This window comes from Vagococcus jeotgali, assembly GCF_035918315.1.
Classification (GTDB): Bacteria; Bacillota; Bacilli; order Lactobacillales; family Vagococcaceae; genus Vagococcus; species Vagococcus jeotgali.
Genome location: NZ_CP142146.1, coordinates 167,922 through 183,952 on the forward strand (window position 1 = coordinate 167,922; position 16,031 = coordinate 183,952).

The 16,031-nt window shown below is 35.7% G+C and carries 16 protein-coding genes and 1 pseudogene; 16 read left to right on the plus strand and 1 reads right to left on the minus strand.

What is annotated here, in order from left to right; translation table 11 throughout:
* Positions 1-34 precede the first annotated feature (34 nt).
* Complete coding sequence (locus VSF34_RS00995) at positions 35-415, minus strand: hypothetical protein (protein ID WP_326717269.1); 381 nt, start codon at positions 413-415, stop codon at positions 35-37.
* A gap of 138 nt (positions 416-553) precedes the next feature.
* On the opposite strand from VSF34_RS00995, the gene VSF34_RS01000 reads away from it, so the two are divergent.
* From VSF34_RS01000 to VSF34_RS01075, 16 genes and pseudogenes are all read left to right on the plus strand, one after another.
* A complete protein-coding gene (locus VSF34_RS01000) occupies positions 554-2,224 on the plus strand; it encodes a patatin-like phospholipase family protein (RefSeq protein ID WP_326717270.1) in 1,671 nt (556 codons plus the stop codon).
* Positions 2,221-2,439, plus strand: coding sequence for a YdbC family protein (locus VSF34_RS01005; protein WP_326717271.1), 219 nt, complete (start codon positions 2,221-2,223; stop codon positions 2,437-2,439). Before VSF34_RS01000 ends, VSF34_RS01005 begins: the two co-directional genes overlap by 4 nt.
* A 2-nt stretch (positions 2,440-2,441) precedes the next feature.
* Positions 2,442-3,326: a YicC/YloC family endoribonuclease gene (locus tag VSF34_RS01010; protein ID WP_326717272.1), complete on the plus strand. Its 885-nt coding sequence runs from the start codon at positions 2,442-2,444 to the stop codon at positions 3,324-3,326.
* Positions 3,327-3,429: 103 nt separating this feature from the next.
* Positions 3,430-4,044, plus strand: coding sequence for a guanylate kinase (gene gmk, locus VSF34_RS01015; RefSeq protein WP_326717273.1), 615 nt, complete (start codon positions 3,430-3,432; stop codon positions 4,042-4,044).
* Positions 4,045-4,046: 2 nt separating this feature from the next.
* Positions 4,047-4,355 (plus strand): DNA-directed RNA polymerase subunit omega, encoded by a 309-nt coding sequence (gene rpoZ / locus VSF34_RS01020; RefSeq protein ID WP_326717274.1) that lies wholly within the window; start codon positions 4,047-4,049, stop codon positions 4,353-4,355.
* A 167-nt stretch (positions 4,356-4,522) separates the two neighbouring features.
* On the plus strand, positions 4,523-6,946 hold the full coding sequence (gene priA / locus VSF34_RS01025) for a primosomal protein N' (RefSeq protein WP_326717275.1): 2,424 nt from the start codon (positions 4,523-4,525) through the stop codon (positions 6,944-6,946).
* 18 nt (positions 6,947-6,964) lie between these two features.
* On the plus strand, positions 6,965-7,456 hold the full coding sequence (gene def / locus VSF34_RS01030) for a peptide deformylase (RefSeq protein WP_326717276.1): 492 nt from the start codon (positions 6,965-6,967) through the stop codon (positions 7,454-7,456).
* Positions 7,449-8,393 (plus strand): methionyl-tRNA formyltransferase, encoded by a 945-nt coding sequence (fmt, locus tag VSF34_RS01035; protein WP_326717277.1) that lies wholly within the window; start codon positions 7,449-7,451, stop codon positions 8,391-8,393. The genes def and fmt overlap by 8 nt, the downstream gene beginning before the upstream one ends.
* Positions 8,386-9,756: a 16S rRNA (cytosine(967)-C(5))-methyltransferase RsmB gene (gene rsmB, locus VSF34_RS01040; protein WP_326717278.1), complete on the plus strand. Its 1,371-nt coding sequence runs from the start codon at positions 8,386-8,388 to the stop codon at positions 9,754-9,756. The genes fmt and rsmB overlap by 8 nt, the downstream gene beginning before the upstream one ends.
* Positions 9,757-9,772: 16 nt before the next feature.
* Positions 9,773-10,525, plus strand: a complete 753-nt coding sequence (locus tag VSF34_RS01045; RefSeq protein WP_326717279.1) for a Stp1/IreP family PP2C-type Ser/Thr phosphatase — start codon at positions 9,773-9,775, stop codon at positions 10,523-10,525.
* Positions 10,522-12,135: pseudogene (pknB, locus tag VSF34_RS01050) on the plus strand (Stk1 family PASTA domain-containing Ser/Thr kinase); the annotation flags it as partial. The gene VSF34_RS01045 and the pseudogene pknB, both read left to right, overlap by 4 nt.
* 402 nt (positions 12,136-12,537) lie before the next feature.
* A complete protein-coding gene (rsgA, locus tag VSF34_RS01055; protein WP_326717281.1) occupies positions 12,538-13,422 on the plus strand; it encodes a ribosome small subunit-dependent GTPase A in 885 nt (294 codons plus the stop codon).
* A 14-nt stretch (positions 13,423-13,436) separates the two neighbouring features.
* The gene (gene rpe, locus VSF34_RS01060; protein WP_326717282.1) at positions 13,437-14,093 is read left to right on the plus strand and encodes a ribulose-phosphate 3-epimerase; all 657 of its coding nucleotides are present in this window, start codon (positions 13,437-13,439) and stop codon (positions 14,091-14,093) included.
* A complete protein-coding gene (locus tag VSF34_RS01065) occupies positions 14,090-14,752 on the plus strand; it encodes a thiamine diphosphokinase (protein ID WP_326717283.1) in 663 nt (220 codons plus the stop codon). Before rpe ends, VSF34_RS01065 begins: the two co-directional genes overlap by 4 nt.
* A 285-nt stretch (positions 14,753-15,037) precedes the next feature.
* Positions 15,038-15,730, plus strand: a complete 693-nt coding sequence (locus VSF34_RS01070; RefSeq protein WP_326717284.1) for a response regulator transcription factor — start codon at positions 15,038-15,040, stop codon at positions 15,728-15,730.
* A complete protein-coding gene (locus tag VSF34_RS01075; RefSeq protein ID WP_326717285.1) occupies positions 15,708-15,983 on the plus strand; it encodes a hypothetical protein in 276 nt (91 codons plus the stop codon). Before VSF34_RS01070 ends, VSF34_RS01075 begins: the two co-directional genes overlap by 23 nt.
* Positions 15,984-16,031 lie beyond the last annotated feature (48 nt).

Here is a 16,031-nt window from a genome sequence, read left to right on the forward strand (position 1 = left end):
CCTCATTTTTATATGCCAATCTATATAGTGATGTTTAGCTAATAGATACTTGGCGGGGTGCGTGAGCTTGTATCAAAGATATTTTTTTAATATATTTAGCTGAAATCATACGGACTTCATTATTCTTTTGTAATTTAATAACCAAAGCATTTGGGTTAATTGCATGTTGGTATAGTTTACCAACATGCGTTTCATAATGCTCTTGTTTTGGATCTTGATATTGAAGGACAACTAAGCTTTTGTTAGAAATAGCTTGATTAATACTTTTATGTATTTTACTCAAGTGCTTTTCTTGTCCTGTTTCCTCGTCTAGAAATGAAGAGAATAAACGTTGAGAAGATTGTGAGATAAAGCGCGTTAGTTTTTTGACACCAGTGTCTTTTGGTTGTTTTGACATATCTTGTTTTACTCCCATCCTAAACTCTCTCTTTTCGTTTTATTTAATTCTCATTATACGAATACCTACTCCCATAGTCAAATGAATAATCATTTAATATGATAACTTTAATATGATAGTTACCTCACTTATTGAAATAGAAGGAAGGCGTTGTAGATGTTAAAAGAATGGTATCCATCACATATGCAAGAATTAAAAGGACATCACCCAAAAGAATGGTTTCCTTTTTTTAAATCAAATCAAGAGGCTCTAAAACAGATGAGTCAAAATGTGCTCGGATTACGTGATGAGCAACTGTTGTTTGGTTGGTATCACGGCCATAATTTGTTATGTGTATGTGATACAGATATAATTAATCAAACTCTAGTAATTAAAAATGTATTAGTGGTGTCACCTAAATTTCACTGGCAAGATTTCTTTGAGATGTTGCTTCATGCGGGGAAATCAAGAAGATTAGATCATATTTTTATTCCTATTATTAAGGATCCCATTTTTTCAGCTAAGCCGCTTTTTGATTTGGGCTTTAAAAAAGAAAAAACATCACAGGGTGAAGGTTACAGCTACTCTTTAGAGTACCATACAGGCATTGTCCTTGGTGGTGGAGGTGCTAAAGGTGCTTATCAAATTGGCGCTTGGGAAGCTTTGAGGGAGATTGGGATTGATTATCGAGTCGTCACAGGAACGTCTGTTGGTGCTTTAAATGGGGCCTTCTTTGTTCAGGGTGATATTGAAAATGCTAAAATCATGTGGGAAGATATTGATACTAGTAAAATTTTAGCTATCCCAACTGATGAAGAAGAAACAAACAGAGAGCATTTAATTTCTGGTGTGAAATCTTTGACGTTGTCAGCGTTAAAAGAAAATGGGGTAGACACGACTCCTTTACTTGATATGATTACTAAGTTGATTGATCCAGAAAAATTAGAACAAACAGATAAAGATTTTTTCTTTATCACAACTCAAGCCCCTAAAATGGAAGAAATAGTCGTATCGTTAAAAGAGACACCAGCCAATATGTTAAATAGATGGTTATTAGCATCTTCCTCTTTTTACCCAGCTATGTCAGCTTGTGAGATAGATGGGCATTATTATGTAGATGGTGGTTACCGAAATAATATTCCTAGAGATGTTGCCTTAAAGCAAAACGTGAGTGAACTAATTGTAATTAACGTTAAAGGCCCAGGGTTTTTAAAGCCTACACGAGTACCTAAAACGGTTGTAGAAACTGACATTGAAACGAGATGGGGACTTGGGCCTGTATTGTTATTTGATAAAGACAGATCTGCTTGGAATATCAAGCAAGGTTATTTTGATACTATGAAAGCTTTTTATAAGCTTCAAGGAACATGGTATACCTTTAGTAATGAGCATTTTAAGAAAAATAGCTTAGCATTATCTAAAGAGTTTTTACACTTTATTCAGACGGATCCTAACCTTAAAAGTGTTGGGAGAAAAGTCACATGGAAGTGGTTGGAACAAAAACAAATTGCACCCGAAACATTGGGGGTATATTTGCTTGAGGAAACGGCTAAATTATTAGATGTTGATCCCACCCGGTTATTTACTTTTGATGAGCTATCAAAAGAAGTGATCACTTTGTTTGACAAAACACATGTCACACCAGATGAGTCGATGTTACTTTCAGTAGGTGAGATGTTATCTGGTTATATGAAGCAGGTAACACCTTTATCAGAAATGAAATTACTTGAAATGGCGTATCATTTATGTGAGAGCCATGCAGATAACTTGGCACATGTTTTTGACGTGACATGGAAAACGATGCTTCAAGCAATGTTTATTATATTTTTAAAGGAGAAAAAACAATGAGTCAAGAATTTTCATATGAAATAGTAGAAGAGATTGTCGTCTTATCAGAAAATCCTAAGGGGTGGCGTAAGGAGTTAAACTTAGTAAGTTGGAATGGTCGTCCTCCTAAATTTGATTTGAGAGACTGGGCACCAGATCATGAAAAAATGGGTAAAGGAATTACCTTAAGCAATGAAGAATTCCAACAATTAAAAAAAGCGTTAAGTGAGATGTAGTTATGAATAGTATGACAGGGTATGCTCGTGTAGAAAAAAGTATGTTAGATATTCAAATAACTATTGAAATGAAATCAGTGAATCATCGTTTTTTTGATGGTCAGTTTAAAATGCCAAAAGAGCTAAATGCTTTAGAAATAGAGATGAAGCGTTTATTAAAAGCATCTTGCACTAGAGGGCGAATTGAGTGTGTCATTAATATCAACAAAGAGCATACTAAAGGAAAATCCTTAACGATTAACCAACAAGCTTTAGAGAGTTTAGCCTGTGAATTAGAAGGGTTAAAGGAGGATCATCCTCATTTATCACTTTCTGTGAGCTCATTTTTAACAGGTGGTGTGATGCACCCTGGATTAGTTGAAGCAATTGATTCCAAAATAGATGAAGATGTATTATGGCATGTGACAATGGAAGCATTCAAGGAATGCACAGAGCTTTTAGAGAAGAGTCGTAAAAAAGAAGGGCAAGCACTAGGTGTTATTTTTTTAAATCAATTAGACATAATTCAAGATAAAACAAGTGATATTATTGATTGTACTAAAGAGTTTCAAGACCAATATACCACTCGTTTATCTAAAAAAATGTTAGAGTTATTTGACGGCCGTCAAATTGATGAGCAAAGAATTTTAACTGAGGTAGCTCTTTTAGTTGAAAGAGGAGATATCACAGAGGAGTTAGACCGTTTAAATGTTCACGTCCTTAATATGAGGGAGTTATTAAATAAGGTAGGTCCGTTAGGTAAAGAAATGGACTTTATTATTCAAGAGATGAACCGAGAAGTGAATACCATTGGCTCAAAATCTAGTGTGATGACTATTAAAGAGATGGTTGTTTCTTTAAAACTTTGTATAGAACAAATGCGTGAACAAGTTCAAAATATTGAATAATCTCATTTGAAGGAGACTTTTTTCTCAGATAGACTTGCAAAAAGTAGTCCTAGAGTGCATTATAGTAAATAAAACTAAAAACTATAAGGGAAAGGACGGCACTATGTCAGAGCAAGGGTTATTAATTGTATTATCAGGTCCATCAGGTGTAGGTAAAGGGACAGTTAGAAAAGCATTGTTTGATCAAGAAGACAACCAGTTTGAGTATTCTATTTCCATGACAACAAGAGACAAGCGCGTTGGTGAAGTAGACGGAGTGGATTATTTCTTTAGGACAAGAGAAGAGTTTGAAAAATTAATTGAAGAGGGCCGGATGCTTGAATATGCAGAGTACGTTGGTAATTACTACGGAACACCTTTAGATTATGTGGAAGAAACACGTAATAGTGGTAAAGATGTTTTTTTAGAAATTGAAGTCCAAGGTGCGATGAAGGTCAAAGAGAAAGTTCCAGATGGTGTGTTTATCTTCTTAACCCCTCCTGATTTTAGTGAGTTAAAATCACGTATTATTAATCGTGGGACAGATGATTTATCTGTGATAAATGAGAGAATGACCGTTGCTAAAGCTGAAATAGAAATGATGCGTCATTATGATTATGCTGTTGTAAACGATCAAGTTGATTTAGCAGTTGATCGTATTAAAAAAATTATTGAAAGCGAGCATTACCGTGTTGATCACGTGATTGATCGCTATGAAAATATGTTAGAGGAGATGTAGATATGTTATACCCATCAATTGATACATTGTTAGAACAAATCGATTCAAAGTATTCTTTAGTTATTTTATCTAGTAAACGAGCTCATGAGTTAGATGAGGGAGCACAACCAGTTATTGAACCAGACAAGTTTGTATCTGTGAAAAATGTTGGACGTGCTTTAGAGGAAATTGCTGATGGAGATGTGGTTGTTGACCCAAATCCAGAATTGAAAAGAGAATTAATCCGTCGTCAAGAAGAAGAAAAAAGAGCTCTTAAAAGACGTGAGCATCAAGAATTAGAAGCTCGCATTCAAATGGAAAACAAACTGTAAGATAAAAGCTTAAAAAAGGTATCACCCACGAAAATTGTTTTCACGTTTTTGTGGGTGATACCTTTTCTTTATCATGAGTAAAATAGTAAAAGATACTTGGTTAGTTTTTTCTAATGAAATATGACACTATTTTTAGTACAATAGACAAGAAGAAAGGGTGAGATGGTGTGAAAAGAATAGCGCATGTAATTGTAGATGTTCCAACTATGCAAACTGATCAACCCTTTAGTTATCTGATTCCAGATCATTTGGCATCTCTTGTTGATGTGGGGATACGTGTTGAGGTTCCTTTTGGTAATGGTAATAGGCATATTCAAGGTTTTGTCGTGGCAATTGAGGAGCATCAAGATGGTGTTGATGATAATCAGCTGAAGCCCTTAATTGATGTACTAGATTTAGCTCCTGTTTTAAATGATGAACTGTTATTATTAGCACAAGACATGGCTAAGACGACTTATTCTTTTAAAATCACGTGTCTACAAACGATGTTGCCTAGTGTTATGCGCTCAACTTATAACAAATACCTCGTTGTAAAAGAAGCAATTCCTGAGATAATAGACGAAGAAGTTTTCTTAGGTTTAGCTAGAAGAGATTGGGAAGAGATCAAAAATAGCCCTTATTTAGCTGAATTACATAAGTTGCGCCAAAATGGACAAATCGACATTCAGTATGAGGTAACGACTAAAAATAAAATCAAAACAATGTCTGTCGTGTCTTCCAATAAAAGCCCATCTGAATTTATAGAGATAAAACAAAATTTGCGTAAAAATGCTCACCAAAAACATCGTTTAGTTGACTTTTTTATAGAGCATACTGTGGGAGAATTTACCATTAAGGAATTAGTAGACATCCATGATTTATCCCGCCAAGTCATAAGAGAAGCAGTTGATTTAGGCTGGCTGATTCAAAGAGAAGAAGAAGTTTACCGTGACCCTTATAAGCATAAATCTTTTAAACCAGATCAGGCTTTGATATTAAATGATGAGCAGCAATCAGCTTTAGACAAGGTGAGTGCATCCATGGATGAACGTGTTTCTGATGTCTTTTTATTAGAAGGAATCACAGGTAGTGGTAAAACAGAAGTTTACTTGCAAGCTATTGCCAAAGCAGTTGAAAAAGGTGAGACGGCAATTATGTTAGTGCCAGAAATTTCTTTAACCCCACAAACTGTTGAGCGTTTTAAGCGCCGATTTGGAGATAAGGTCGCGGTACTTCATAGTGGGTTATCTCAAGGTGAGAAATATGATGAGTGGCGAAAAATTGAGCGTAAAGAAGCACAAGTTGTAGTTGGAGCCAGATCAGCAGTTTTTGCTCCTTTAGAAAATATTGGCTTAATTATTATTGATGAAGAGCACGAGACAAGCTATAAACAAGATGAATCTCCTAGGTATCATGCTAGAGATTTAGCTATTTGGCGTGGGGATTATCATAAATGTCCCGTACTACTTGGAAGTGCCACGCCGTCCTTAGAATCAAGAGCCAGAGCTCAAAAGGATGTTTACAAGCTTCTTAAATTAACTAAAAGAGCTAGTGAAAATGCTATTTTACCTACTGTTGAAGTCGTTGATATGCGTCAAGAAATGATGGAAGGTACAGGTGGCAGTTTTTCAAGAACCTTAATGTCAGGTATTGAAAATCGTCTTGAAAAAAAAGAGCAAATTGTGTTACTTCTTAATAGACGTGGTTATTCTTCTTTTATTATGTGCCGAGATTGTGGGTACGTCTTGCCTTGTCCTAATTGTGATATTTCTTTGACGCTTCATATGGATACTAAAACGATGAAATGTCATTATTGTGGTCATGAAGAAGCCATTCCAAATAAATGTCCTGTTTGTGATAGCCGAAAAATTCGTTATTATGGTACGGGAACCCAAAAAGTCGAAGAAGAACTACAAGATTTGTTACCTCAAGCTAGAATTTTACGTATGGATGTGGATACGACACGTAAAAAAGGAAGTCATGAACGACTTTTAGAAAAATTTGGGACACATGATGCTGATATTTTACTTGGTACTCAAATGATTGCCAAAGGCCTTGATTTTCCAAATGTCACTTTAGTTGGTGTATTAAATGCTGATACAGCTCTTAATTTACCAGACTTTAGAGCTAGTGAGCGAACTTTTCAGCTATTAACCCAGGTGAGCGGGCGAGCTGGTCGGGGGGATAAGCAAGGAGAAGTTGTGATTCAAACCTTTAATCCTAAAAATTATGCTATTGTTCTAGCTACTTCACAAGATTATGATAAGTTTTATCAACATGAAATGCAGCTAAGGCACCGAGGGAATTATCCGCCTTATTATTTCACTGTTCAATTAGTAGTAAGTCATGAAGAAGAAGTGGTAGCTGCTAAAAAAATGTATGAAATTGTCGTTTTACTAAAAGATTACTTATCTAATAAAGCGATTATTTTAGGACCAACCCCTAAAAGTGTAGCTAGGGTGAATAAACGTTATTATTATCAAACAGTACTAAAATACCGTTTTGAGCCTAGACTTGAAGAAGCCTTACAAAAAATATTACAAGATAGTCAAGTAGATATTAGAAAAGGGTTACGTGTAAGTATTGACACGGAACCACAACACTTTATATAAAAAGAAAAGAGATTAAATATGAGAAAAGTAGTGACCTACCCAAATGATGTATTAACAACACCTACACAAGCTGTGACACATATTAGACAAGACACAATTGAATTATTAGATGATATGTATGATATTATGCTTGAAGAAGATGGCATTGGTTTAGCTGCTAATCAACTGGGAGAATCTGTAAAAATTGCCATTGTTGAATTAGATGATGAGTCTGGTTTGATTGAGATGATTAATCCAGTGATTTTAGAAGAATTTGGTAAAGAGATTAATGTGGAAGGTTGCTTAAGCTTTCCAGATGTTTACGGGACAGTAGAAAGAGCTGAAACCATTAAATTTTGGTATGTGAATCGTGAAGGTGTATCAACTTTTGATGAGGCATCAGGTTACTTGGCTCGAGCTATTCAACATGAGATAGAGCATTTAAATGGTGGTTTATTTACTGATAAAATAATTGATCGCTTAACGCCAGAAGAGTTAGAAGCATATATGGAGGATAAAGAATATGACTAAAGTAGTATTTATGGGAACACCAGCATTTTCAGTACCGATTTTAGATGGTTTAGTAGAGGCAGGTTATGACGTATTAGCAGTTGTCACACAACCAGATCGCCCAGTAGGAAGAAAAAAAATATTAACAGCACCACCTGTTAAAGAAGCAGCTGTAACTCACGGATTACCTGTGTACCAACCAGAAAAAATTGGTGGGTCAATGGAACTAGACGCCATTATTGCACTAGAAGCAGATGTGATTATCACTGCCGCCTTTGGTCAGTTTTTACCGGAAAAATTAATTCAGTCTCCAAAATTTGGTGCAGTTAATGTCCATGCGTCACTTCTTCCTAAATACCGGGGGGGCGCACCTGTTCATTATTCGATTATGAAAGGTGATAATGAAACTGGAGTGACCATTATGGAAATGGTTAAAAAAATGGATGCTGGAGATATTTTATCTCAAGGAGCTATTCCGATTTTACCAACAGATGATGTGGGAAGTATGTTTGATAAATTAAGCATGTTAGGTCGTGATTTGTTACTTGAAACACTACCACGCTTAATTAAGGGAGAGATCACACCGCTCAAACAAGATGAGTCTCGTGTGACTTACTCGCCAAATATAACTCGTGAAGAGGAAAAAATTGATTTTAATAAAACTGCAGAAGAAATTGACTGGCAAGTCCGTGGTATGCGTCCTTGGCCTGTAGCCTATACAATTTATCATGATACGCGCTGGAAATTATGGGATGTGTCTGTGGTCCGTGATGAAGTGACTTCAGAAGCACCTGGTGTGATTATTAAAAAGGATAAACAGTCATTATGGATCTCTTGTGGAGCAGGGACTGTATTAAGTATCAATCGTATTCAACCAGCTGGTAAGGGTCAGTTAAGTATTGTTGAGTTTGTAAATAGTGTTGGACAAAATGTGAAAGTAGGCAACCGTCTTGGCTAAACAGAAAAAAATAGCAAAACACATTAAAGAATCAGTACGTTTTACAGCATTAGAGCTCCTTGTTAGTATTTCGGAAAAACAAGCCTATTCTAATATTTTAGTAAATGATGCTATTAAACGTCATCATTTGTCAGATAAAGATGCCAGACTGATGACTGAGATAGTGTACGGAACAGTAGGTCATAAATTAACCTTGGAGTATTACTTAAAGCCTTTTATTAAAAATCCTAAAAAATTAGATAATTGGGTAAAACAATTATTATTACTATCTTTATACCAAATGTTTTATTTGGATAAAATTCCTGAGCATGCCATTATCAATGAAGCGGTAAACATTGCTAAAGCTAAAAGTAACCCAGGAATTGGTCGCTTTGTTAATGGTGTTTTACGTAGTATTCAGCGTGAAGGAGAGCCTTCTACTGAATTGATTCAAGATCCTGTGAAACGTTTATCTGTTGAGGTGAGTTTACCTTTATGGTTGACTCAACGATTGGTAGATGACTTAGGAATAGATGAAGCAAGAAAACTTGGTGAGTCACTTTTAGTACCAAGTCATGTCAGTGTTAGAGTGGATACTCGTCATATATCAAGAGAAGAAGCTCGTGATGAGTTGATTGAGCAAGGATTAGAAGTTTCACTAAGTGACGTATCACCTTATGGATTAGTCATTGAAAAAGGTTTTTTAGGAAACACACGTCTATTTAAGGAAGGATTAATAACCATTCAAGATGAAAGTTCTATGCTAGTAGCACCTGCCATGCAACTTGAAGCAAGCCATAAAGTGCTTGATGCTTGTGCCGCGCCAGGAGGTAAAACGACTCATATCGCTAGCTTTTTAGATGAAAGTCAAGGTGGAAAAGTCATTGCTTTAGATATCCATGAGCATAAAATTAAATTAGTGGAAGACAATGCTAAAAGGCTTCATGTTGATGGGGTAGTCGAGTGTGAATTACTGGATGCTAGAAAAGTTGGTGATGTGTTTGCTGATGAGAGTTTTGACCGAATACTAGTGGATGCTCCTTGTTCTGGATTAGGCCTTCTAAGACGTAAACCAGATATAAAATATACAAAAACTCCTGAGGACTTTAATAATCTACAACGAATTCAATTAGAAATTTTAGAAAGTGTTGTACCAAAACTAAACCAATGGGGTATAATGACCTATAGTACGTGTACCGTAACTAAAGAAGAAAACCAAGAAGTTATTGAAGAATTTTTAAAGAGACATTCTAATTTTGAATTAATTGATGTCGTCGGTGCCGGAACTTTGGAGAAGAGTTATCAAGATAAACAGCTGCAACTGTACCCGCATCACTATCATACTGATGGGTTCTTTATTAGTTGTTTAAGGCGAAAATCGTAAACAAAGGAGTGGAAGCATGCAAATTGAATTCCAGACAAGTGTAGGACGCAAAAGAAAAAACAATCAAGATACTGTAGGTGTTTATTTTAATAAAAAAGGGATTATTTTAGCCATCGTTGCTGATGGTATGGGTGGTCACCAAGCAGGGGATACTGCGAGTTATCTTGCCGTCACTGGACTAGGTAGTGTTTGGGAAGAGACGATGTTGACACAAAAATCAGAAATCACAGATTGGCTAGTAGAACATATTAAAGAGGAGAACTTCCGAATTTTTGATAAAGGAAGTAAAGATCCTGATATGTTTGGTATGGGGACGACAATTGTGGCAACAGTTATTATCGATTCAGAGATTTTGTTGGCTCATGTAGGTGATAGTCGTGCTTATTTAATCTGTGATGGCGAGATTAAACAATTAACAGAAGACCACTCTTTAGTCAATGAGTTAGTCAAATCTGGTGAAATCACGCAAGAAATGGCAAATGTTCATCCAAAACGTAATATTTTATTGCGCTCAATTGGAGTACCTGGAGATATTGAAGTTGATATCTCATGGTTGACATTTGCATCAGGTGATTATATGCTGCTATGTTCTGATGGCTTAACAAATATGTTGTCAGATGAAGAAATCAAGCGAATTATTTTAAAACCAACGCCTCTAAATGATAGGGTTAATCAATTAATTGAGAAAGCAAATGAAGCAGGTGGGATGGATAACATCACGGCCCTTTTAATTGAGTTTAATGATGAGCTTTGGGAGGACAAAACATGATAAGTATTGGAACAAAAATAGGAGAACGCTATGAAGTGATTGGAAACATTGGTAGTGGTGGTATGGCAAATGTCTATTTAGCGCAAGATTTAATCTTAAATAGAGAAGTTGCGATTAAAGTTCTACGTTTTGATTTCCAAAATGATACAGCTGCTATTCGTAGATTTCAAAGAGAAGCTTTAGCTGCTACAGAGATGGTTCATCCTAATATTGTCAGTGTGTATGATGTTGGTGAAGAAAATGGCATGCAATTTATTGTCATGGAATACGTTAAAGGGACAGATTTGAAACAATATATTTGTAACTCATCCCTGATTCCACTACCCACTGTTGTCAATATGATGGAACAAATTTTATCTGCTATAGAAACAGCTCATCAGCATGGTATTATCCACCGTGATTTAAAACCACAAAATATTTTAGTAGATGAGTATGGTACCGTTAAAATCACAGACTTTGGGATTGCAATTGCTTTATCTGAAACATCATTAACACAAACAAATACGTTATTAGGATCAGTGCACTACTTATCTCCAGAGCAGGCAAGAGGAAGTATGGCAACAAGACAATCTGATATTTATGCTTTAGGTATTATTTTATATGAGCTACTCACAGGTACAGTACCTTTTGAAGGGGAGTCAGCTGTATCGATTGCTCTAAAACATTTTCAAAAAGATATGCCATCTGTCAGACAATTTAACCCACAAATTCCACAATCATTGGAAAATGTGGTATTAAAAGCGACAGCTAAAGAAACGGCAGATCGTTATATGTCAGTTAATGAAATGGCAGAAGACTTAAGAACATCACTTAGTGTAACAAGAGCTAATGAGTTACCTTACGAGCCTGTTTCCATGTTAGAAGAAACAATAGCTATGACACCAATAGATGTGCAAAGCAAACCTTCTAAACCTCGCAATAATGCTGTTATAATGGATGATGAAGATGATTATAATGAGCCACCTAAGAAGAAGAAGAAAGGTCTTTGGATCTTTTTATCTATTATTGTTGTACTAGTGCTAGTAGGTGTCGGGCTGTTTTTCTTAGGAAACGGTCAATCAGAAGTTGAAATACCAGATGTATCTAATATGTCAGAATCACAGGCGATTAGTGAACTTGAAAAAGTGAAAATTAAAGTTGATCCTAAGGTAGAAGAAATTGCTGATGATAAGATTGAAAAAGGCAATGTTGTTAAAACACAACCACCGATAGGCACTAAAATCAAAGAATCATCAACGATTACTCTTTATATTAGTAAAGGGAAGACGACTGAGGCAATGATTGATGTGGAAGGTAGTACAGTAGATGATGCGAAGCGACAATTAGAGAGTTTTGGCTTTAAAAAAGATAAAATAAAAGTTAAAGAAGAATTTTCTGATAAAGTAGATGTTGATGAAGTAATGGCTCAAAGTATAAAACCAGATACGGATATTGTACCTGGAGATGAGACGATTACTTTAACTGTGAGTAAAGGTCCTGAAGGTTTTTCTTTAGAATATTTAGCTGGATTTACTAGAGAACAGGTGATGCGCTATATTGATGAAGAAGGTCTTTATATGACGGAATCTCGTGAATATAGTAGTTCTGTGCCTTATGGACAAGTCATTTATACGTCGCCAAATGGTGGTACTCCGATGAAGAAGGGTGATACTGTTCAAGTGGTCTTCTCGATTGGAGCAGAACCAGTCAAAGAACCTGAACCACAGCCAAGTAAAGAGCCAGAACCAAGTAGTAGTATTAGTTCTGAGCCAGAAGAATCAAAAGAAGAAAAGCCAAAAGAAGACGGTGACAAAGATCCTGGAAAAGAAGACGGGAAAGAGCCAAATAAAGAGCCTAGCAAAGAAGATGGCAAAGAACCAGCAAAAGAAGATGGTGACACTAAAAGTTAATGTTTACTATGATTGATTAACTTAATTAGTAGTTAGAGAAGGGGACCAATATGGTTCTCTTCTTTTTTTTTTCTTAATTATGGTACAATGAGTTATAAATTGTATTGGATTAGGAGGAAAGTTATGCCTAAGGGACAAATTAGAAAAGCATTAAGTGGTTTTTATTATATTGAATATGAAGGTATCACGTATCAAACAAGAGCTAGAGGGAATTTTAGAAATAGAAACATCACACCTTTAGTTGGAGATTGGGTGGAGTTTGAAAGTACAAATGAAACGGATGGTTATATTTTAGATGTATACCCTAGAGAAAATGAACTTGTTCGACCAACTGTTGCTAATATTGATCAAGGAGTGATTGTCACTAGTTGTGTTGAGCCCAAGTTTTCAACAAATTTACTCGACCGATTTTTAGTCACTCTTGAGGAAAAGCATATTGAGCCAATTATTTATATTACAAAAATGGATTTAGCTTCTTCTGATGAAGTGAGTGCTATGGAGGAAATTCAAAGAGTATATGAAAAAATTGGTTATCCAGTCATACTTGCTAGTCAAGGTTCTACTAAAGAATTAATTCCGTTTTTTAAAGATGAGTTAACTGTTTTTATGGGACAATCTGGGGCTGGTAAATCAACTTTATTAAATGAGTTATCACCAGAACTTGCTTTAAAAGTAGGTGAAATATCTGAAGCTTTAGGTCGTGGTAAACATACAACAAGACATGTGGAATTAATTGAACTTTATGGCGGTTTAGTAGCAGATACTCCAGGATTTTCTTCAATTGATTTTTTAGAGATGACTTTAGATGAGTTACCTAAAAATTTCCCTGAATTTATGGAGGCTTCAGAGTATTGCAAATTTAGAGAGTGTCACCATATAAAAGAGCCAAAATGTGAAGTGAAGCATCGAGTAGAGCAAGGTGAGATATTACAATCACGCTATGATGATTATCTTCAGTTTCATGAAGAAATTAAAAATAGAAAACCGATGTACAATAAAAAGAAATAAGTGAGGGAAAACAAATGGTAAAAATAGCACCGTCAATTTTAAGCGCAGATTTTGCAAATTTAGGAAGAGATGTTGAGCGAATTGAAGCAGGTGGCGCCGATTATGTTCATATTGATGTCATGGATGGTCAATTTGTTCCTAATATCACATTTGGAGCTAATGTAGTATCAGCTATTCGTCCAACAACTGATTTAGTTTTTGATGTTCATTTAATGATTGTAGATCCTGAGCGTTTTGTTGATGATTTTATTAAAGCAGGCTCAGATATTATTACCGTTCATGCTGAAAGTACGACACACTTACACCGAGTGATTCAACAAATTAAACAAGGCGGGGCTAAGGCAGGCGTGGTAATCAATCCTGGGACACCGGTTGCAATGATTGAACCAGTTCTTTCTATGGTTGATTTAGTATTAATTATGACAGTTAACCCAGGTTTTGGTGGTCAGGCCTTTTTACCAGAGTGTTTAGACAAAGTGTCAGAACTAGCTGTTTTACGAGAAAAATATGATTATCACTATGAAATTGAAGTAGATGGTGGTGTGGATGATAAGACAGCAGTTGCTTGTGTTAATGCGGGGGCTGATGTGTTAGTTGCTGGATCTTATGTGTACGGAGTAAGTGATGTGGCAGGACAAATTGCTAAACTAAAAGAAGGTGGCAAAAAATGATCCAGCAAGTGGTTATCGTCTCAGGAGGTGTGCCAAGTAGATGGCCTGACTTATCGGAGCTGGATATGAATCAAACAGCTATTATTGGGGTAGATAGGGGAGTCAGGTTTGCTTTAGAGGCAGGCTTCAATGTGGATATTGCAGTAGGTGATTTTGATTCTTTAACGACTGATGAGTTTCAAAATATGACAAAAGAAATTTCTATTATTAAAACGTCAGTCCCAGAAAAAGATGATACAGATACAGAGCTTGGCGTGTTGATGGCTATGGAACACTATCCAGGTTTACCTGTTATTATTATCGGCGGGACAGGTGGTAGAATAGATCATTTTTTGTGTAATCTATGGTTTCCCTTGCAACCTAGGTTTTCGAAGATGATCCCCTTGATTCACTTGTGGGACAAATGGAATAAAGTATCTTACTTTCATCCTGGGGATTATGAGATTTTAAAAGATCCATTATTTGATTATTTAGCCTTTGTTTGTTTTACACCAGTGACAGGTCTTTATTTAAGAGAGGTTAAATACCCCTTAAATGATGTGACACTGTATCACCCTATGAGTTATGCTAGTAATGAATTTTTAACTGAAAAAGCAAATTTTTCTTTTCATTCAGGTATTATGGGTGTGATTCAGTCAATGGATGAAACATTTGAATAGAACATACAGCATCTAACGTGTAACCTCACGCATTAGATGCTGTATTTTTTTATAATCAGATGATAGAGATACGACAAATGTAAAAATTGGTGACAAAAATGAAAGCAATGAATCTGAGGTGTTATTTAGCAGTTAAAGTGTCTGATAAAAAGTGACGCAAATGAATTGATTTGTCGTATCTGAAAATAGTGATTAAGATATTAAGAGAAAATTAAGAATTCACCTCGTTTTTGTTAAAGAATCAGGTGTATGCTTATATCAAGTTAAGAAAGAGGTGAGTCAGACTTGAAGGGAACCATATTAGTCGTAGATGATGACACAGCCATAAGAGAAGCTATGAAAATATATTTAGAACAAGATAATTATCTTGTGTTAGAAGCAAGTGACGGGGTTGAAGCTCTTGAATTATTAGAAGAACATACGATTCACTTAGTGGTGATGGATATTATGATGCCAAATATGGACGGGATTATGGTAACTTATAAAATCAGACAGGAAAAAAATGTCCTCATACTCATGTTTAGTGCTAAAAGTGAGGAAGTTGATACCATTCAAGGTTTACAAGTTGGAGCAGATGATTATCTAACTAAGCCTTTTAGACCACTAGAGCTGACAGCCAGGGTGAAGTCACTACTACGCCGGTATATGAATCTTGGTGAGTATGAGGCAAGAGATGCTGATGTATTAAGTGTTAGAGGCTTGTCTTTAAATCGAACTGATAAAATAGTGGTAGTTGATAATAGGGAAGTCTATTTAACTAAAACAGAGTTCAATATTTTAGAGTTACTCATGTCTCATACAGGACAAGTATTCTTCGTGCAACATATTTACGAGTCAATCTGGCATGAAACAGGTTTTAATGTGGAAAACACGGTGTCTGTTCACATTAGGAAAATCAGAGAAAAAATTGAAGTGGATCCGAAAAATCCAGAATATTTAAAGGTGGTGTGGGGCGTTGGTTATAAAGTGGAAAAATAACTGGAGAAATAGGCTGATATTTGTTGTAAGTGTGGTTTGTATTTTGCTAGGTGGTTTGCTTTATTTTAGAAGTGAGAATAACCAGTACGAATTAAGGTCAAAATCACTAATGAATGAATCAAACATGACTTTAGATCTAAGTATGCTACTGACAAAAGAACTAATTAAATCAACTGACGAAAAAGAAGTCGTTAAACCAACTAGTGAACAGATAGAGAGTTACCGTTATTTTTACGGGAACTTAGAAGAGTAACTTGGAAATGTAAAAGCCACCTATGAAGCTAAACAAGAAGTGGTGAAA

What these genes read in the sequence shown, in the direction of transcription:
- rsgA (WP_326717281.1), top strand. Translation starts at nt 12,538, where the DNA reads ATGCCTAAGGGACAAATTAGAAAAGCATTAAGTGGTTTTTATTATATT.
- VSF34_RS00995 (WP_326717269.1), bottom strand. Translation starts at nt 415, where the DNA reads ATGGGAGTAAAACAAGATATGTCAAAACAACCAAAAGACACTGGTGTC.
- VSF34_RS01000 (WP_326717270.1), top strand. Translation starts at nt 554, where the DNA reads ATGTTAAAAGAATGGTATCCATCACATATGCAAGAATTAAAAGGACAT.
- def (WP_326717276.1), top strand. Translation starts at nt 6,965, where the DNA reads ATGAGAAAAGTAGTGACCTACCCAAATGATGTATTAACAACACCTACA.
- rpe (WP_326717282.1), top strand. Translation starts at nt 13,437, where the DNA reads ATGGTAAAAATAGCACCGTCAATTTTAAGCGCAGATTTTGCAAATTTA.
- rpoZ (WP_326717274.1), top strand. Translation starts at nt 4,047, where the DNA reads ATGTTATACCCATCAATTGATACATTGTTAGAACAAATCGATTCAAAG.
- gmk (WP_326717273.1), top strand. Translation starts at nt 3,430, where the DNA reads ATGTCAGAGCAAGGGTTATTAATTGTATTATCAGGTCCATCAGGTGTA.
- VSF34_RS01065 (WP_326717283.1), top strand. Translation starts at nt 14,090, where the DNA reads ATGATCCAGCAAGTGGTTATCGTCTCAGGAGGTGTGCCAAGTAGATGG.
- fmt (WP_326717277.1), top strand. Translation starts at nt 7,449, where the DNA reads ATGACTAAAGTAGTATTTATGGGAACACCAGCATTTTCAGTACCGATT.
- VSF34_RS01045 (WP_326717279.1), top strand. Translation starts at nt 9,773, where the DNA reads ATGCAAATTGAATTCCAGACAAGTGTAGGACGCAAAAGAAAAAACAAT.
- VSF34_RS01005 (WP_326717271.1), top strand. Translation starts at nt 2,221, where the DNA reads ATGAGTCAAGAATTTTCATATGAAATAGTAGAAGAGATTGTCGTCTTA.
- VSF34_RS01010 (WP_326717272.1), top strand. Translation starts at nt 2,442, where the DNA reads ATGAATAGTATGACAGGGTATGCTCGTGTAGAAAAAAGTATGTTAGAT.